This window comes from Nocardia asteroides (assembly GCF_021183625.1).
Classification (GTDB): domain Bacteria; phylum Actinomycetota; class Actinomycetes; order Mycobacteriales; family Mycobacteriaceae; genus Nocardia; species Nocardia asteroides_A.
In genome coordinates, this window is the sequence record NZ_CP089214.1 from 2,059,445 (window position 1) to 2,075,352 (window position 15,908).

Here is a 15,908-nt window from a genome sequence, read left to right on the forward strand (position 1 = left end):
TCAGATCACCTTCGTCGGGAAGAGCGTGTTGTAGAGCTGCGTGAGGATCACGTTGGTGGCGAAGAGCATCAGCGCCGAGGTGACCACCGCGGAGTTCACCGAGTTGGCGACGCCACCAGGCCCGCCCTTGGTGTGCAGCCCGATGTCGCAGGCGATGATCGCGGTGAGCAGCCCGAAGATCGCCGCCTTGACCAGCGCCACGATCAGGTCGTTGGCGACCGCGAAGGAGGCGAACGAGCCGATGAACGAGCCGGGCGTGCCGTCCTGGGCGTAGACGTTGAACATGTAGGCGGTCGCGAAGCCGACGAAGACCACGAAGCCGCAGAGCAGGATGCTCACCAGGATCGCGGCGACCAGCCGCGGCGCCACCAGCCTGCGCACCGGGTCGACGCCCATCACCTTCATGGCGTCGATCTCCTCGCGGATGGTGCGCGAGCCGAGGTCGGCGCAGATCGACGACCCCACCGCGCCCGCGATCATCAGCGAGGTCACCAGCGGGGCGCCCTGCCTGATGATGCCGAGCCCGGCCACCGCGCCGATGAAGGTGGTCGCGCCGACCTGGTTGACCAGCGCGCCGACCTGAATCGAGACCACCACCGCGATCGGGATGGCGACCAGCACGGTCGGCGCCGCCGAGACGCCGACCATGAAGGCGCACTGCTTGATGAACTCCTGGTACGGGAAGCGGCGCTGGATGATCGCCTCGAAGAGCCCGATCAGCGCGTCCCGGCCCAGCAGCACCTGCCTGCCCAGGGTCTCCAGGGACTTCTGCGGATGCCTGCGCCACAGCCCGCGCAGGTCGTCGAAGGCCCGATCCAGGTCGGTACGACCGGCCGGTCGCTGGGTGATGGTCACGCTGGCCTTTCTTGCCGGAGCCCTGTGGATGTTAATACGGATTCCGCAAATGCGGAACCGAAACAACCAGTTGACATGAGAGACTCGGGCTCGGATGTTTCGCGATGTTCGCTACGTCAGAGCGGAAGGAGGGGAAGCAGGTCCTGCCCGGTGAGGCCGCGCTGCAGCAGCACGAGCAGGACGCCGAGGAGCAGTACCCCGGCCGCGGCGGCTGCCAGCACGGCGAGCCAGAGGCCGAACCGGAGCACCGGGTTCACCCGGATCCGGCCGCCGAGGACCTTCACCAGGATCACGACGACGTCGATGATCCAGACCAGCGCCATCACGTCATCGTCACGTTCGCGACGAGCAGCACCGGCCAGCACACGATCGACCCGAGGAACGAGGCGATCACGTCGATGCCGTGCAGGTTCCGCAGGTGCGCGGTGTGCGTGATGCTCCAGATGACCCCGACGACGCCGTAGGGGATGCCGAGAATGATCAGCGTCCCGATGAACTCGGACACCTTCATCTCGTAACTCAACAACCGGTCGAGCTTCGCGAGCACGTACCGCTCCTTCCGTTCTCCGCTGCGGCGGAACGCTGCGATAGTACGCACGATCCCGCCGATCTGGAAAGAACATCCCGACACTTATTCCGCTTCTAAGTTGTGAAACGCCACTAAAACGCCGGGTATCCGGCTTCTCAGGAATGCGAATCACCGATAACATACACGGGAGCACCCGATCCGGAGGAGACCGATGACCGCCGCTGAACCGCTGCCCGCCCGCGTGCTCACGCTGGAGCGGACGCGTATCCCCATCCACGGCGCGCACCGGCCGTTCACCAAGCGGCCGCTCGCGCTCAGCGACGCGCTCGACTTCTGGCAGTTCGCCGGCGCCGCGGCCAACGTGGTGATGCAGATGGCCCACCCGGGCGTCGGGTACGGCGTCGCGGAGAGCCGGGTGGAGTCGGGGGCGCTGATGAAGCACCCGTGGAAGCGGGCCCGCACCACCACCCAGTACCTCGCGGTCGCCATCCTCGGCACCGAGGAGGAGCGGAACACGCTGCGCGAGGCGATCAACGTCGCGCACCGGCAGGTGCGCTCGGAGCCGGGCGCGCCGGTCAAGTACAACGCCTTCGACCGCAAGCTGCAGCTGTGGGTCGCGGCCTGCCTCTTCATCGGCTTCGAGGACACCTACCAGCTGCTCAACGGCCGGATGAACGACGAGCAGCGGGAGGCGTTCTACGCCACCACCTCGACGCTCGGCACCACGCTGCAGGTGACCGAGGACCAGTGGCCGCCGACCCGCGCCGCCTTCGACGAGTACTGGGTGCGCGCCTGCCAGGACGCCGTGCTCGACGAGTACGTCCGCACCTACCTGGACGCGCTGCTGAACCTGCGGATGATCCACTGGTACATCCGGATCCCGTTCCGCGGGCTGCTGAAGTTCCTCACCACCGGCTTCCTGGCGCCGCACTTCCGCGAGCAGATGGGGCTGCGCTGGACCGCGGCCGACCAGCGCCGCTTCGAGCACCTCTTCGTCTTCGTCGGCTTCGTCAACCGCTTCATCCCGCGGCCGCTGCGGCACAGCGGCAGCCTCGGGCTGATGGCCGACGCGCGCAGGCGGATGCGGCGGGACAAGCCGCTGATCTGAGCGCACCGCGGAACGCCGCCACCCTCGGGTGGCGGCGTTTTTTGTTGACAGATCGTTGGGTTTTCACAACACTTCGATGTATGAGCCCAGTGCGACGGGGGGAAACCCGTCCGATCTTCAACCGCATCGCGGTGCTGCGCGCCGAGCGCTCGCTGAGCCGGGCCCGGCTGGCCGAGCTCGTCGAGGTGAACCCGCAGACCGTCGGCGCGCTGGAGCGCGGCGACCACTACCCGAGCCTGGACCTGGCGCTGCGGCTCTGCGAGGTGTTCGGGCTGCCGGTGGAGGCGGTCTTCGCGCGCACCGAGTTCACGCCGTTGTCGGCCGAGATCTATCGACGTACAGGAGAGTGAGATGTCCGCGACCGATCTGCTCGCGAACTATCAGGAATTCCGGACCAGGCGATTCCTGCGCAACGAGGCGCGCACCGGCGCCTGGCTGCCCGGCTGGCGCACCCGCTCCCGCCGCCGCGCGCTGGTGCTCGCACTGGCCGCGCTCTTCGCGGCGATGGTCGCCGTCGGCGCGGTGTGCGTGGCGAACCTGCGGGTCGGGCAGCTGCTCTGGATGATCCCGGTGCTGCTCTTCCTGCCGACCTGGACGGTGCTGCAGGTGGTGTCCAGCAGGCAGAGCGACGCGCCGCGGAACGCGCTGGACGAGTACGAGATCGCCGAGCGCGACGCCGCCAGGTCGATCGGGCTCACCGTCACCCAGAGCGTCGCGCTCGTTCCGGCCTTCGCGCTGGTCATCGGCGCATCGATGGAGTCGCTGAGCGTCGGGTTCGGCTACGCCTGCGGGCTGTGGACGATCACCGCGCTGCTGATCGGCGGCTGCTCCCCGGCCATGATCCTGGCCTGGAACCGGCCCGACCCGGAGCCGGAGGTCACGCTGTGAGCGGGACTCTGGAGCTCGACGGGCTGCGCAAGCGGTTCGGCGAGGTGACCGCGCTGGACGGGGTCGGGTTCGCGGTGGCGCCGGGCGAGATCTTCGGCTTCGTCGGCAGCAACGGCGCGGGCAAGACCACCACCATGCGGATCGTGCTCGGCGTGCTCGCCGCCGACGCGGGCAGCGTCCGGCTCGGCGGCCGCCCGGTGGACGCGGCGCTGCGCCGGACCATCGGCTACATGCCGGAGGAGCGCGGGCTCTACCCGAAGATGAAGGTGGGCGAGCAGCTCGAGTACCTCGCCGAGCTGCACGGGTCGAGCCGGGCGGCGGCGCGGAAGGCGGTGCGGCACTGGACCGAGCGGCTCGGCGTGGCCGATCGGAGCGGCGACACCGTCGACTCGCTGAGCCTCGGCAACCAGCAGCGGGTGCAGCTGGCCGCCGCGCTGGTGCACGACCCGGCCCTGCTGGTGCTGGACGAGCCGTTCTCCGGCCTCGACCCGGTCGCCGTCGACGTGATGAGCGCGGTGCTGCGGGAGAAGGCCGACGCCGGGGTGCCGGTCGTCTTCTCCAGCCACCAGCTGGAGCTGGTGCAGCGGCTCTGCGACCGGGTCGGGATCATCGCGGCGGGGCGGATGCGGGTCACCGGCTCGGTGGCCGAGCTGCGCGCGGGCGGGCAGCCCCGGCTGCTGGTCCGGGCGCCGGAGGCCGCGCCGGACTGGGCGGCCGCGCTGCCCGGCGTGCTCGGCTGGGAGCGCGACGGCGACCGCACCGTGCTCACCCTCGCCCCGGACGCCGACGAGCAGGCGCTGCTCGCGGCGGCGCTGCGCACCGGCCCGGTCCGCGAATTCGCCCCGCAGCGGCCGACCCTGACCGAACTGTACCGAGAGGTGGTGGCGGGATGACCGCGCCGAACCGGCTGCGCACCGTCGCCCTGATCGCCCGGCGCGAGTTCCTGGTGCAGCTGCGCGCCAAGAGCTTCCTGATCAGCACGGGGGTCGTGCTGCTTGCACTGGTGGCCGGGATCGCCGGGATCGCGGCCTTCGGCGGTGAGGCGGAGGAGCGCACCGCGACCGTCGCGGTGGTCGGGGACGACTCGCTCACACCGTGGCTGGAGAGTTCCGGCGCCGCCATCGGGACGACGGTCACCGTAGCGGTCGTCCCGGACGAGTCTGCCGCCCGCCACGAAATCACCTCCGGCACGGCCGATGCCGCGCTGGTTCCCGGCACCGGGGGCGCGGTCGTGGTCACCGAGACCGGGCTGGACGACGAGCTGCGCGCGGTGCTGGCGAGCGCGCTTGCCGGGCACGCCCAGGAGCAGGCGCTGCGCGCGCTCGAGGTGGACCCGGCGGCGGTGCGCGCCGCCGCCGAGGTGCGGCTGGACGAGCGGGCCATCGATCCGCCCGACCCGGCCGCCGGGGAGCGCGCCGTGCTCTCCATGTCGGTGGCGTTCGTGCTCTACCTGCAGATCCTGCTCTTCGGGGTGTACGTGGCGATGGGCGTGGTCGAGGAGAAGTCGAGCCGGGTCGTCGAGGTGCTGCTGGCGACGGTGCGGCCGCTGCAGCTGCTCTGGGGCAAGATCATCGGGCTCGGCGTGGCCGGGCTGCTCCAGCTCACGCTGTACGGGGTGGCCGGTGTCGGCACCGCGCTCGGCACCGGGGTGCTCACGCTCACCGGCACGGCGCTCGGCACGCTGGCGGGCGCGCTCGGCTGGTTCGTGCTCGGCTTCCTGTTCTTCGCGGTGCTCTACGCGGCGGCCGGCTCGCTGGTCTCCAGGCAGGAGGATGTCAACTCCACGACGACGCCGCTCACCGTGCTCATCGTCGCCATGTTCGGCATCGCCTCGGTGGCGGTGCGCGACCCGGACGGCGCCCTGAGTGCCACGCTGAGCTGGGTGCCGCCGTTCTCCGCCATCCTCATGCCGCTGCGGATCGCGGCCGGGGTGGCGACGCCCGCGCAGATCGCGGGCACCGTGCTGCTCATGGTCGCGGTGACCGCCGGGCTCTCGCTGCTCGCCGCCCGGGTGTACGAGCGATCGGTGCTGCGCACCGGCGGGACCGTCTCCTGGCGGCAGGCGCTGCGCGGATAGCGCCCGCGGGTTTCTCTCCGTTCCCCCTCCGCCCCAACTGGAACCCGTTACATTCACGGCCGGGGGCGCGGGAAGCGGGAGGTACCGGGATGGGCGACGAGGCCGACCCGACGCAGCGACACCGATTGACCGTCAGCGCGGGCGATCTGGACGATTTCGGCGCGCGCCTGACAGCGTGGCTGGACGAGCGGGTGAGCGCGGACCACCCGCCCGCCGTGACCGTGACCGGCCGCCCGGAATCCGGCGGCATGTCGAGCACCACCATCCTCTTCGACGCGCACTGGACCGTCGACGGCCGCGCCGAGGGCGGCTCGTTCGTGGCCAGGATGGCGCCGGAGGCGGCCGCCTTCCCGGTCTTCCCGCAGTACGACCTGGCCGCCCAGTTCCGGGTGATCTCCGAGGTCGGTGCGGCGAGCCCGGTCCCGGTGCCGCCGCTGGTGTGGCTGGAGGAGAGCGACGCGCCGCTCGGCACGCCGTTCTTCGTCATGCGCCGGGTGGACGGCGTTGTCCCGGCGGACAACCCGCCGTACGTCTTCGTCGGCTGGCTCTTCGACGCCACCCCGGAGCAGCGCGCCGAGGTCGGAATGGCCACCGTCGACGTCATCGCGGACGTGCACGCCATCCCGCACGCCGAGGCCCGCTTCGGGCTGCCATCCGGGCCGGGGCAGCCGCTGCGCAGGCACGTGCGGGCCCAGCGCGCCTGGTATGACTGGGCGCTCGCCGACGACGGCTACCGCATCCCGATCATCGAGCGCGCCTTCGACTGGCTGGACGCGAACTGGCCCGCCGACCCCGGCCCCGCGGTGCTGTGCTGGGGCGACGCCAGGCCGGGGAACATCATCTGGGAGGAGTGGCGCCCGCTCGCGGTGCTGGACTGGGAGATGGCCGCGATCGTGCCGCGCGAGGTCGACCTGGGCTGGATCATCTTCATCCACCGCTTCTTCCAGGACATCGCGGAGCGCTTCGAGCAGCCGGGGCTGCCCGACTTCCTGCGCCGCGCGGACGTGGTGGCGCGGTACGAGTCCCGCACCGGCCACACCGTGCGCGACCTCGACTTCTACCTGGTGTACGCGGCGCTGCGGCACGCCATCGTGATGGCGCGGATCAAGCGCAGGATGATCCACTTCGGCGAGGACACCGACACCGCTGACCGCGACGACTACGTCATGCACCGGGCGAGCCTGGAGGCGCTGCTCGACGGAGCCTATCGCTGGGAGTGACCGACTACGCCGCCGCGCCGGGCCCGCTCCCGTGCGCGCGGGTGACCACCGGCGACCGAAACTTCTACGAGCGCTCCTACCTGAATCGCACGACCGGGACGGCACCTTCCTGATCCCAGGCTCGGCACCTACCCGAATCTCGGTATGGTGGGCGCGCTCCTGACCGTCCGGCGAAGGCAGAGCCAGCGCGCGGTGTGCTTCTCCAACGCAATGGGCCCGCGCCTGCTGGGGCAGCGGGCGGGCGAGATCCGGCTGGAGGTGCTCATCAAGCCGCTGCACCGGATGCAGCTGATCTGTGAGCACGACGACCTCGCCGCCGACATCACCTGGACCGGCGCCTTCCCTGCCGTGCAGGAACAGCCGCACCTCAAGCCGGCCGGGGCGCGGCCGGTGTTCGATACCAGCCGCTGCCGGACGAGCGGCGCACGTTGAACGACGCGGTCTCCGGTGCAGAAGCTGCTTGAGCTGACGACGCCGGACGGGAAGCCGCTGCCGATCGGGGTCGAGGTCGGCACAGGGATCGGGCTGCACGTCGGCTGCGGGTACGGCGTTGATCCGGACTGGCAGCACGAGCAGTGGAAGGGGCGGGGGGTCGTCAGCAGTCTGTACGACCTTGCCGACCCGGAGATCGTGTCCAGGCCGCCGTGGGGGGTCAGCGATTTCGTGGCGCGGGCGCGGTGCGGGGAGGCCGAGGAGTGGGGTTGGTTTGAGCACGCGAGCATCGGGCGGCACGACAGCGGACTCGCCGATCTGGGTTCGGTGGCGCCGTAGTCGCGAGCGCAGCGGAGGCCCTCTTCCACAGCCCTCGAACGCGAGCAGGTTCCATGTGCGCAAACAACCCATCACCTGAGCTTCAACCTCTTCCTCGATTCCAACGGAATCCCGATTCTATCGAGAAGTGCGTCGGCATTACGCCGTGCACTATGCGCTGCCGTGTCGTCTCCGACCGCAACCAAGCTCTCAGACAGCCGAATCAGTGTTTCAGCCTCCTGATAGCCATCTCCGATGGCTTGCCATAAGACTACAGCCAACCGGTATGCGTCTACCGATTGAGAAAAATCTCCCATCCGATAGCGGACATCGCCAAGTAACGCCAGAGCGGTACATTCGCCATCACGGTCGCCCTCGCGCTGACACTGTTCGAGGGCGTCGGTGGCAAGAACAATCGACTTGGCGAATTCGCCGAGGTTGGACTGGCTACGCGCCAAGTCGATCATCGCCCGTGCCCGACCATGGTGGTCAATGGCGGTATAGATCTCAAGTGCTTCTGCTGCGCACCTTCGAGCGTCCCGATAACGCCCCTGCCAGTTGAACAGTCGACACAACATCAGCAACGTGTGCGCCTGACCATCTCTATCTCCTAGTTGCCGATAGTTCTCAAGTGCACGCTCCTGCAACTCACGAGCCTCCCCGAAGCGCCCAAGGCGGGCGTTCGCGGTGCCGAGTATACGATTGATCCGAGCCTCGGCCGCTGCATCTTCGAGAATCCGGGCAGACTCTGCTGCGGTCTCGAGGATTTCGGACCATTGACTCCATCGCACCTGGCGGTACATGAACGTCGTCAACACTGCTGCCAACTGCCACGCAAACTGATGAAAACCGGATGCTGCCGCAATCCTGATAGAGGCAAGCAGTACGTCGAGTTTTGAGGCGAACCAATCGGCAGCGTCCCGCTGACCGAAGAATCGGCGAGAAGCCACTGAAACCTCTTCCGCAGCACCCAAGGGTTCCCAATAGGAGTCAAGGTGACGATCCGCATCGGACGCGGTACTGAGGAGGTAGCTGAAGAATCGCGCCAATGCCGAGTGCCGCACCTCTTCCGATTCTTCATATTCGAGCCTATCGCCCGCATAGATTCGTAGCAACTCATGCATCTGAAACTTTCCGGCCGTACTGGCCTCGATCAGACTGCTCCGGAGAAGACCTTCGAGTAGTTTCCCCGCGACATCCGGTGTGGTGTCGGCGAGCGCCGATGCATCGAACCTGTCGAATGCTGTCCCCGGCACCAAACCCAGCAACCTGAAAAGTCTCGCAGAATCATCGTCCAAAGTTTCATATGACGCTCCAAGCACCGATCGCAGATTGAAATCGGCTCCTTCCAGCGCATCGAGCCGGTTGTCCGGCGCACGGAGGCGATCAACCAATTCAGTGAGCGGATAAACGTTCATCGCCGCCTGTGCGCCGACGATATTCAACGCGAGCGGTAGCCCGGTGCATAACCGAGCGATCCGTTCGAGTAGGAGCGATTCCAAGTCGTCGAACTCACGACCGATCCGCTTCTTCAGCAGATCCACGGAATCCGGCACAGACAGCTCTCCTACCGTGATGTTAACGGCACCGTAGTCGGCGACCAGCGTAGACAATTGCTGACGGCTGGTGACGACGGTGAAACATAGTTCACCTCCGGGCAGGAGAGGTGTGACCTGCGACGCATCTTGAGCATTGTCGAGAACGACCAGAATTCGCTTTTCGGCCACAACGGTGCGGTAGAGAGATTGCACCGAACTCAGATCGTCCGGAATCGCTGCATCCGGGATTCCAAGACCGAACAAGAAGGTGTGCATCGCACTCAGCGCCGATGCCGGTTGATGTGAATCGAATCCGTGAAGATCCACATAGAGACAGCCGTCGCGGAACTTTTTTCGGTTTCGATGAGCCCATGCCAGTGCCAGCGACGTCTTGCCTACTCCGCCTGTACCAGAGAGGACACAGATCACAGGACTCGCGCCGGGGTGGTCGAACTGCTCCGCAAAAGCTCCATCTAGAACACCAAGCTCGCGGGTGCGACCAACGAAGGTGCGCGTGGGGGGTGGGAGTTGCTGTGGAGCAACAGAAACAATAGCGAGCGAAGGTCCAAGACGCTTCCCGCCGGGAGCGTCAGCCGCCTCCCACAACCTGCGGAACTCGCCCACATCGGCGTTCATGGCCTCGACCAGAGCACTGACCGTAGCCCAGGCCGGGATGCGGCCGACCCTCTCGATAGCCGTGATCAAGTCGGTGCCGACGTGGGCTCGATCAGCGAGTTGCGGAACTGAGATCTTTGCGGCACGACGTGTTTCGACAAGAGCATCCCCGAGCCTCTCGGCAGCAGTCGGTTCTGCCAGGAGCGCAGTCTCGTCGACGCCCAGAGCCACAGCGAGCACGGCCAGCTCTTCGACAGTCACCGCCTGCCGTACACCGGACTCGATCTTCGCAATCGTGCTTCGCGTGAGCACGCCTCTGCAATGGTCAGCCAGTTTTTGCGCTGACCACCCTCGTTGCGTCCGCAATCGACGCACACGGTACGCAACGTTGTGCGTGGCAATCGGCCGGGCCATACCCTCTCCGCGGTTGGTGGAGCAACTATGAGCATAGTACTTGCAAAACTGCTCCGCAACGGAGCATTCTGGGAGCTGCAGTACTGGTCCACTTCGGGGAGTAGTTGTGAAGAGAGTCCTTTGGCCGCTGCGGTCGCGAGAACGTGACGCTGCCGCTTCGCCCATGCTCCGTCGATGCTCGGTGCTGGGCACAACGACAGAGGAGAATTCGTGAGGCGCGTGGAGAGCAGGATGCAGCCTCCACACGCCCGGGATAGATCAACGCCTGCGAATTTGCTCGACTCGATCGATCGACAGGTAGCGCAGGCGATTCTGGACGACGCGGTGCTGGAGCGATACATGCGATTACTTCGCTTCGCCCGCACCACTATGATCAGCGTCGGATGCGTCTTGCTGGCCCTGTGTCTTGCAATCGGTTGCGGCGTCGGCGTTGCCGCACTGCTGGCTAGCTCGACTCCCTCGACCGCGATAGGTTTCGGAGTGCTGGGGAGCACTGCGACGCTCGGCTTCGCCGCCCTTCGGTTTCGAGTAGCCCTTCGACGCCTGCGAAATCTCGATAGCACCGCACGACCCAACCCCGCAGCGGCTGCAGAGCCCTCGTCCGAACCAACAGACGTCTGATCGCTAACTCGGCTTGCCAAGGTCTGCGGCTGCGATCGTGACCACTCCGCGATAAGCAGTCTTCGGAACGATCAGTTCGCCACCTCCTGCAATCAGCGCGGCCGCTTCGGCGACAGAAGCGGTGCCTATTGATCCTGCTCGGATCGAGGGGTTCGGCACCCACACTTTGGTCAGTTCAGCAGCGGTATAAGCGCGAAGCGGGATACCGAGGCGCTCGGCTGCCTCCTGCGGACCCGCTTCGGCGGCGCGGGCCTTGAGAGTCGCCAGAGCGGCAATTTCATGCTCGCCGAGCACGGCACCGATGGCCGCGAGGATTGTTGCGGCTGCCGTCTCGGGGCGGAGCCCGATACCGACGACGAGTGGTTTAGGCATCGATGCGGGTGGCGGCGAAAGCGGTTGCGGCGGCGGTGAAGCGGGCGATGGCGGCGGGGTCGCCCGCGGGGTGGGTGTGCAGGTAGGAGGCGTGCACCGCGTGGGTGACCGCGCCCTCGGTGACCGGGCTGCCGTCGCTGCCGCGCCAGCCCCAGGCCCGCACCGGGGCGCCGGTGCGGAGCAGCCGGGTGCGGTGGAACTCGTGGCCGCGCACCCGCTGCCCGGCCCGCCAGAGCGGGGAGTCGGCGAGCGCGACGGCGTCTCGGTAGCCGAGGGTGAGCCGGGGGCCGAACTCGGCGTCGGCGTCGATCACCCCGGCCATGCGGTGCCCGTCCAGGGAGCGGGCCAGGTAGAGCAGCCCGGCGCACTCCGCGTGCACCGGGAGCCCGGCCGCGGCGAGCGCGGCGACCTCGTCGAGCAGCGGGGTGTTCGCCGCCAGCCGCTCGGCGTGCTCCTCCGGGAAGCCGCCGGGGACGACGAGCCCCGCGGTGCCTGGCGGCAGCGGGTCGTGCAGCGGGTCGAACACCTCGACCCGCGCGCCCGCCGCCTCCAGCAGCTCCCGGTGCTCGGCGTAGCCGAAGGTGAACGCCGCTCCCCCGGCGATCGCCACCACCGGAGCCGCGTGCTCCGCGGCGGCAGGCGACCACGCGGCGAGCCGGGCACCGCCCGTCGGCGTCCGGGCCGAGTCGCCCTGCTCGGCGGTGAGCGGCGGACCGCCGCCGGGGCTGCCCTCCGGCCGACCGCCGAGCGCGGCGACGGCCTCCCGCAGCGCCGCGGCCGGGTCCCAGGCTTCGCCCGCGACGGCGGCACCGGCGAGGGCGGCGACGGCGGCGAGGTCGACGTGCGCGGCGACGAGATCGGTCATGGCGGCCACCGCCGCACGCGCGGGCGCGCCGTGCTCGACGGCGGGGATGAGCCCGAGGTGCCGGGAGGGCAGCTCGAGTTCGGCGAGCCGGGGCAGCGCCCCGAGTACCGGCAGCCCGACCCGCTCGCAGGCCGAGCGCAGCACCTGCTCGTGCCGCGCACTGCCGACCCGGTTCAGGATCACCCCGCCGAGCCGCACCCCGCTGTCGTAGGTGGCGAACCCGTGCAGCAGCGCGGCCAGCGACTGGCTGTGCCCGCGGGCATCGACCACCAGCACGACCGGCGCGCCGAGTATGCCGGCGACCTGCGCCGTCGACCCCTCCGCGATCGGCCCCGCGCTCTCGTCGATGCGCCCGTCGAAGAGCCCCATGACGCCCTCGACCACGGCGAGGTCGCAGCCGCGCGACCCGTGCCGGTACAGCGCGGGCACCCGCTCGGCGCCGACCAGCACCGGATCCAGGTTGCGGCCCGGCCGCCCGGCGGCCAGCCCGTGGTACCCGGGGTCGATGTAGTCCGGGCCAACCTTGAACGGCGCCACCCGGTACCCGGCCCGCCGCAGCGCCCCGATCAGCCCGGTTGCCAACGTGGTTTTGCCACTCCCCGAGGCCGGCGCGGCCACCACGACCGCGGGAACTCCGCTCACCGTCCACCTCCGGGATGCGCGCGCGGGGACGGCCGAGCGCGACCGCGGCGGTCCCGCGCCCCGCCCCGGCAGCGCGCCTCGGCGCGACGAATCCCCGGCAGGCGAATGCTCACCATTCGATCCCGCGCTGTCCCTTGCGCCCGGCATCCATCGGATGCCTGACCTTGGTCATCTCGGTGACCAGGTCGGCGGCATCCAGCAGCGCCTGCGGGGCGTCCCGGCCGGTGATCACCACGTGCTGCTGCCCCGGCCGCCCGACCAGGGTGCGCACCACCTCGTCCACGTCGACCCAGCCCCACTTGAGCGGGTAGGTGAACTCGTCGAGCACGTAGAAGCGGTGCTGCTCGGCCGCGATCCGCCTGGCGATCTCCTGCCAACCGGCCAGCGCGGCCGCCGCGTGGTCGTCCTCGCTGCCCTGCTTGCGGGTCCAGGACCAGCCCTCGCCCATCTTGTGCCACTCCACCGGCGCACCCGCCCCGGTCTGCTCGTGCAGCGTACCGAGCGTGCGGAACGCCGCCTCCTCGCCCACCTTCCACTTGGCGCTCTTCACGAACTGGAAGACGGCGATGTCGAAGCCCTGGTTCCAGGCGCGCAACGCCATCCCGAAGGCGGCGGTCGACTTGCCCTTGCCCGGCCCGGTGTGCACGGCGAGCACCGGCTGGTTGCGGCGCTGCCTGGTGGTGAGGCCGTCGTCGGGGACGGTGGCCGGAATGCCCTGCGGCACGGAGATCTCCTTCGGAACGGGTCAGGCGGCGGCGCGGACCACGCCGGCGACGGCGTCGCCGGTGAGCTCGGCGAGCCGCACGCAGCCGCCGCCGAGCTCGCGGGCCAGTTCGGCGGCGAGCCCGAGCCGGACCAGGCCGCGCTCGCAGTCGACCACCATGGCGGTGACGGCGTCCGTGGCCAGCCCGCGGGCGGCGGCCCGGGCGCGCGGCAGCGGCTCGACGCCGCCGGTGGCCCTGCCGTCGGTGAGCAGCACCAGCATCGGGCGGCGGCGCGGGTCGCGCACCTTCTCCCTGGCGACGAGGGTCCGCGCGGCGAGCAGCCCGGCCGCGAGCGGGGTCTTGCCGCCGGTGCGCAGCCCGGCGAGCCTGCGCACCGCGATATCCACCGACGAGGTGGGCGGGAGCACCAGCTCGGCCTCGCTGCCGCGCAGCGTGATCACCGCGACCTTGTCGCGGCGCTGGTAGGCATCGCGCAGCAGGGTGACGACGGCGCCGGTGACGGCGCCGATCCGGTCGCGCGCGGCCATCGAGCCGGAGGTGTCGACCAGGAAGATCACCAGGTTGCCCTCGCGGCCCTCGCGGTGTGCGCCGCGCAGGTCGTCGGCGGCCAGCCGGAGCGGGCCGGTAATCCGGCCGCGGGCCCGCTGCCGCGGGGCGGCGGCGAAGACGGTGCCGAGCAGGTGCAGGCCGGTTCCGGTGGTCGCGGTCGGGCGGACGACGCGGCCGAGGCGGCTCTCGGCGCGCGAGCGGCGGCCGGGGGCGCCCTCGCCGATGCCCGGGACCTCCCAGCGCGGGGCGGTGACCTTGGCGGCGACCGGCGTGCCCGCGCGCCGTTCCCGGCCGCCGGAGCCGGGGCCGTCCGGTGGGGAGTCGGGGTCGTCGCCGCCATCGGGGCCGGGGCGTTTCCGGCCCGAGGCGGAACGGTCGGAGCCGTCGGCCGCCGGGTCGCCGCGGTCCGGACCCGCACCGGAGCTGTCCGAGCCGTCGGCCGTGGGGCCGCTGTGCTCCGAGCCGGCGTCGGAGCGGTCGGCCCGGTCGGAGCCGTCGGCCGCCGGGTCGCTGTCATCCGAACCCGCGCCGCCCTGCTGATCCGCGGTCGAGCCGTCGGCGGAGTCCGTGCCGTTCGCGGGGTCGCCGTCGGCGTCCCGGCCCGACGGCGAACCCTTCGCCTTCTCGGCCTCCGCGGCGGCATCCCGCATGGCCTCGTCCAATTGCTCCTCGGTGATCCCGGGCTCGTCGAACGGATCCCGGCGACGCCGGTGCGGCAGCGCCAGCTCCGCCGCGACCCGCACGTCCTCCTCGGTCACCAGATCCGCCCCACGCCAGGCCGCGTGCGCGGTGGCGGTCCGCGCGACCACCAGGTCCGCGCGCATCCCGTCGACGTCGAAGGCGGCGCAGAGCGCGGCGATCCGGCGCAGCTCCACATCGTCCAGCCGGACGAACGCGAGCCGGTCGACGGCGTCGCGGATGCGCAGCGCCTCGGCGCGGTCGGCGGCTGCGTAGCGGTCGGCGAACCCGGCCGGGTCGGCCTCGTAGTCGAGCCGGCGCCGCACCACCGCCATCCGGACGTCGACCTCGCGCGAGGCGGCCACCTCGACGGTGAGCCCGAACCGGTCGAGCAGCTGCGGCCGCAGCTCCCCCTCCTCCGGATTCATGGTGCCCACCAGCACGAACTTCGCCGGGTGGGTGTGCGAGACGCCGTCCCGCTCGACGTGCACGCGGCCCATGGCCGCGGCGTCGAGCAGCACGTCGACCAGGTGGTCGTGCAGCAGGTTGACCTCGTCCACGTACAGCACGCCGCGGTGCGCGGCGTGCAGCAGCCCGGGCCGGAACGCCTGCTCGCCGTCGCGCAGCACCCGCTCCAGGTCGATCGAGCCGACCACCCGGTCCTCGGTGGCGCCGACCGGCAGCTCGACCAGCCGGGCCGGGCGCGAGCCGGTCTCGTCGACCACCGGCGGCAGCAGCTGCGCGAGCGCGCGCACCACGGTCGACTTGGCGGTGCCCTTCTCGCCGCGGACCAGCACGCCGCCGATCCCGGGGTGCACCGCGCACAGGATCAGCGCGAGCTGCAGCCGCTCCTGCCCGACGACCGCGGAGAACGGGAACCCCGCCTCGGCGGGCGGGGCGGGGTTCCCGGTCTCGATCTCTTCCATCTGGTACACCGACACGGCTTCGACTCTAGGCGCGGCGGGGGCGCCGCCGGACACCGCCTCGGCCCGCGGGCAGCTCCGGGCTCACCCGCGCCGCATGGGCGTGTGCGGGATGCCGTCCTCCACGAACTCCGGCCCCTCGGCGGTGAAGCCGTGCTTGGCGTAGAGCTCGACGAGGTGGCTCTGCGCGTTCAGCCGCACGGGGTGCGAGCCGACCTCGGCCAGCGCGGCCTGCAGCAGCCGGGTGGTGTAGCCCTGGCCGCGGACCGGCCGCGCGGTGCAGAGCCGCCCGATGCGGAACGACTTCACGCCGTCCTCGTGCTCCTCGAGCAGCCGAAGCGTGGCGATGACCGTGCCCTCGTCATCGAGCCAGAGGTGCCTGGTCTCCGGGAGCAGGTCGCGGCCGTCCAGCTCCGGGTACGCGCACTTCTGTTCGACCACGAAGATCTCCACGCGCAGTTTCAGCAGCTCGTAGAGGGTGGCGGTGTCCAGATCCTGGGCCCAGGACCGCTTGAGCGCAACCGTTGAGATCATCGACT

17 protein-coding genes are annotated in these 15,908 nt (G+C 70.0%); 8 read left to right on the forward strand and 9 right to left on the reverse strand.

The features are described 5' to 3' along the window. The 3 genes from LTT61_RS09985 to LTT61_RS09995 all read right to left on the reverse strand — a co-directional run bounded on the left by LTT61_RS09985 (position 1) and on the right by LTT61_RS09995 (position 1,402). Positions 1–855: an MlaE family ABC transporter permease gene (locus LTT61_RS09985; protein WP_233019653.1), complete on the reverse strand. Its 855-nt coding sequence runs from the start codon at positions 853–855 to the stop codon at positions 1–3. Between the two features lie 116 nt (positions 856–971). Continuing rightward, positions 972–1,178, reverse strand: a complete 207-nt coding sequence (locus tag LTT61_RS09990) for a hypothetical protein (RefSeq protein WP_420094761.1) — start codon at positions 1,176–1,178, stop codon at positions 972–974. After that, positions 1,178–1,402: a hypothetical protein gene (locus LTT61_RS09995; RefSeq protein WP_233019655.1), complete on the reverse strand. Its 225-nt coding sequence runs from the start codon at positions 1,400–1,402 to the stop codon at positions 1,178–1,180. Before LTT61_RS09995 ends, LTT61_RS09990 begins: the two co-directional genes overlap by 1 nt. A 193-nt stretch (positions 1,403–1,595) precedes the next feature. Here LTT61_RS09995 and LTT61_RS10000 point away from each other — a divergent pair, with 193 nt between their 5' ends. From LTT61_RS10000 to LTT61_RS10035, 8 genes are all read left to right on the forward strand, one after another. Next, entirely contained in the window at positions 1,596–2,492 is an 897-nt protein-coding gene (locus LTT61_RS10000; protein WP_233019656.1) for an oxygenase MpaB family protein, read from the forward strand. 80 nt (positions 2,493–2,572) lie between these two features. Next, complete coding sequence (locus LTT61_RS10005) at positions 2,573–2,842, forward strand: helix-turn-helix transcriptional regulator (protein ID WP_233019657.1); 270 nt, start codon at positions 2,573–2,575, stop codon at positions 2,840–2,842. A 1-nt stretch (position 2,843) separates the two neighbouring features. Then, positions 2,844–3,380: a hypothetical protein gene (locus tag LTT61_RS10010; protein WP_233019658.1), complete on the forward strand. Its 537-nt coding sequence runs from the start codon at positions 2,844–2,846 to the stop codon at positions 3,378–3,380. After that, entirely contained in the window at positions 3,377–4,273 is an 897-nt protein-coding gene (locus tag LTT61_RS10015) for an ABC transporter ATP-binding protein (RefSeq protein WP_233019659.1), read from the forward strand. Before LTT61_RS10010 ends, LTT61_RS10015 begins: the two co-directional genes overlap by 4 nt. After that, positions 4,270–5,457, forward strand: a complete 1,188-nt coding sequence (locus tag LTT61_RS10020; RefSeq protein ID WP_233019660.1) for an ABC transporter permease — start codon at positions 4,270–4,272, stop codon at positions 5,455–5,457. The genes LTT61_RS10015 and LTT61_RS10020 overlap by 4 nt, the downstream gene beginning before the upstream one ends. An 89-nt stretch (positions 5,458–5,546) precedes the next feature. Beyond that, on the forward strand, positions 5,547–6,677 hold the full coding sequence (locus tag LTT61_RS10025) for a phosphotransferase family protein (protein WP_233019661.1): 1,131 nt from the start codon (positions 5,547–5,549) through the stop codon (positions 6,675–6,677). Between the two features lie 144 nt (positions 6,678–6,821). Further along, on the forward strand, positions 6,822–7,109 hold the full coding sequence (locus LTT61_RS10030) for a hypothetical protein (RefSeq protein ID WP_233019662.1): 288 nt from the start codon (positions 6,822–6,824) through the stop codon (positions 7,107–7,109). Between the two features lie 15 nt (positions 7,110–7,124). Next, positions 7,125–7,448, forward strand: coding sequence for a hypothetical protein (locus LTT61_RS10035; protein WP_233019663.1), 324 nt, complete (start codon positions 7,125–7,127; stop codon positions 7,446–7,448). 71 nt (positions 7,449–7,519) lie between these two features. Here the strand turns inward: LTT61_RS10035 and LTT61_RS10040 are convergent, their stop codons facing one another. The 6 genes from LTT61_RS10040 to LTT61_RS10065 all read right to left on the reverse strand — a co-directional run bounded on the left by LTT61_RS10040 (position 7,520) and on the right by LTT61_RS10065 (position 15,903). Next, positions 7,520–10,159, reverse strand: coding sequence for a tetratricopeptide repeat protein (locus LTT61_RS10040; RefSeq protein WP_332909238.1), 2,640 nt, complete (start codon positions 10,157–10,159; stop codon positions 7,520–7,522). Positions 10,160–10,618: 459 nt separating this feature from the next. After that, positions 10,619–10,987 (reverse strand): cobalamin biosynthesis protein, encoded by a 369-nt coding sequence (locus LTT61_RS10045; RefSeq protein WP_233019665.1) that lies wholly within the window; start codon positions 10,985–10,987, stop codon positions 10,619–10,621. Next, on the reverse strand, positions 10,980–12,494 hold the full coding sequence (locus LTT61_RS10050; protein ID WP_233019666.1) for a cobyrinate a,c-diamide synthase: 1,515 nt from the start codon (positions 12,492–12,494) through the stop codon (positions 10,980–10,982). The genes LTT61_RS10045 and LTT61_RS10050 overlap by 8 nt, the downstream gene beginning before the upstream one ends. Positions 12,495–12,603: 109 nt before the next feature. After that, positions 12,604–13,218 (reverse strand): cob(I)yrinic acid a,c-diamide adenosyltransferase, encoded by a 615-nt coding sequence (gene cobO / locus LTT61_RS10055; RefSeq protein WP_233019667.1) that lies wholly within the window; start codon positions 13,216–13,218, stop codon positions 12,604–12,606. A 21-nt stretch (positions 13,219–13,239) separates the two neighbouring features. Continuing rightward, positions 13,240–15,372: a VWA domain-containing protein gene (locus LTT61_RS10060; protein WP_233020940.1), complete on the reverse strand. Its 2,133-nt coding sequence runs from the start codon at positions 15,370–15,372 to the stop codon at positions 13,240–13,242. Positions 15,373–15,453: 81 nt separating this feature from the next. After that, positions 15,454–15,903, reverse strand: coding sequence for a GNAT family N-acetyltransferase (locus LTT61_RS10065; RefSeq protein WP_233019668.1), 450 nt, complete (start codon positions 15,901–15,903; stop codon positions 15,454–15,456). Positions 15,904–15,908 lie beyond the last annotated feature (5 nt).

What these genes read in the sequence shown, in the direction of transcription:
- LTT61_RS10045 (WP_233019665.1), bottom strand. Translation starts at nt 10,987, where the DNA reads ATGCCTAAACCACTCGTCGTCGGTATCGGGCTCCGCCCCGAGACGGCA.
- LTT61_RS10065 (WP_233019668.1), bottom strand. Translation starts at nt 15,903, where the DNA reads ATGATCTCAACGGTTGCGCTCAAGCGGTCCTGGGCCCAGGATCTGGAC.
- LTT61_RS10060 (WP_233020940.1), bottom strand. Translation starts at nt 15,372, where the DNA reads ATGGAAGAGATCGAGACCGGGAACCCCGCCCCGCCCGCCGAGGCGGGG.
- LTT61_RS10005 (WP_233019657.1), top strand. Translation starts at nt 2,573, where the DNA reads ATGAGCCCAGTGCGACGGGGGGAAACCCGTCCGATCTTCAACCGCATC.
- LTT61_RS10030 (WP_233019662.1), top strand. Translation starts at nt 6,822, where the DNA reads ATGGTGGGCGCGCTCCTGACCGTCCGGCGAAGGCAGAGCCAGCGCGCG.
- LTT61_RS10040 (WP_332909238.1), bottom strand. Translation starts at nt 10,159, where the DNA reads ATGGGCGAAGCGGCAGCGTCACGTTCTCGCGACCGCAGCGGCCAAAGG.
- LTT61_RS10010 (WP_233019658.1), top strand. Translation starts at nt 2,844, where the DNA reads ATGTCCGCGACCGATCTGCTCGCGAACTATCAGGAATTCCGGACCAGG.
- LTT61_RS10000 (WP_233019656.1), top strand. Translation starts at nt 1,596, where the DNA reads ATGACCGCCGCTGAACCGCTGCCCGCCCGCGTGCTCACGCTGGAGCGG.
- LTT61_RS10025 (WP_233019661.1), top strand. Translation starts at nt 5,547, where the DNA reads ATGGGCGACGAGGCCGACCCGACGCAGCGACACCGATTGACCGTCAGC.
- LTT61_RS10020 (WP_233019660.1), top strand. Translation starts at nt 4,270, where the DNA reads ATGACCGCGCCGAACCGGCTGCGCACCGTCGCCCTGATCGCCCGGCGC.
- LTT61_RS09990 (WP_420094761.1), bottom strand. Translation starts at nt 1,178, where the DNA reads ATGGCGCTGGTCTGGATCATCGACGTCGTCGTGATCCTGGTGAAGGTC.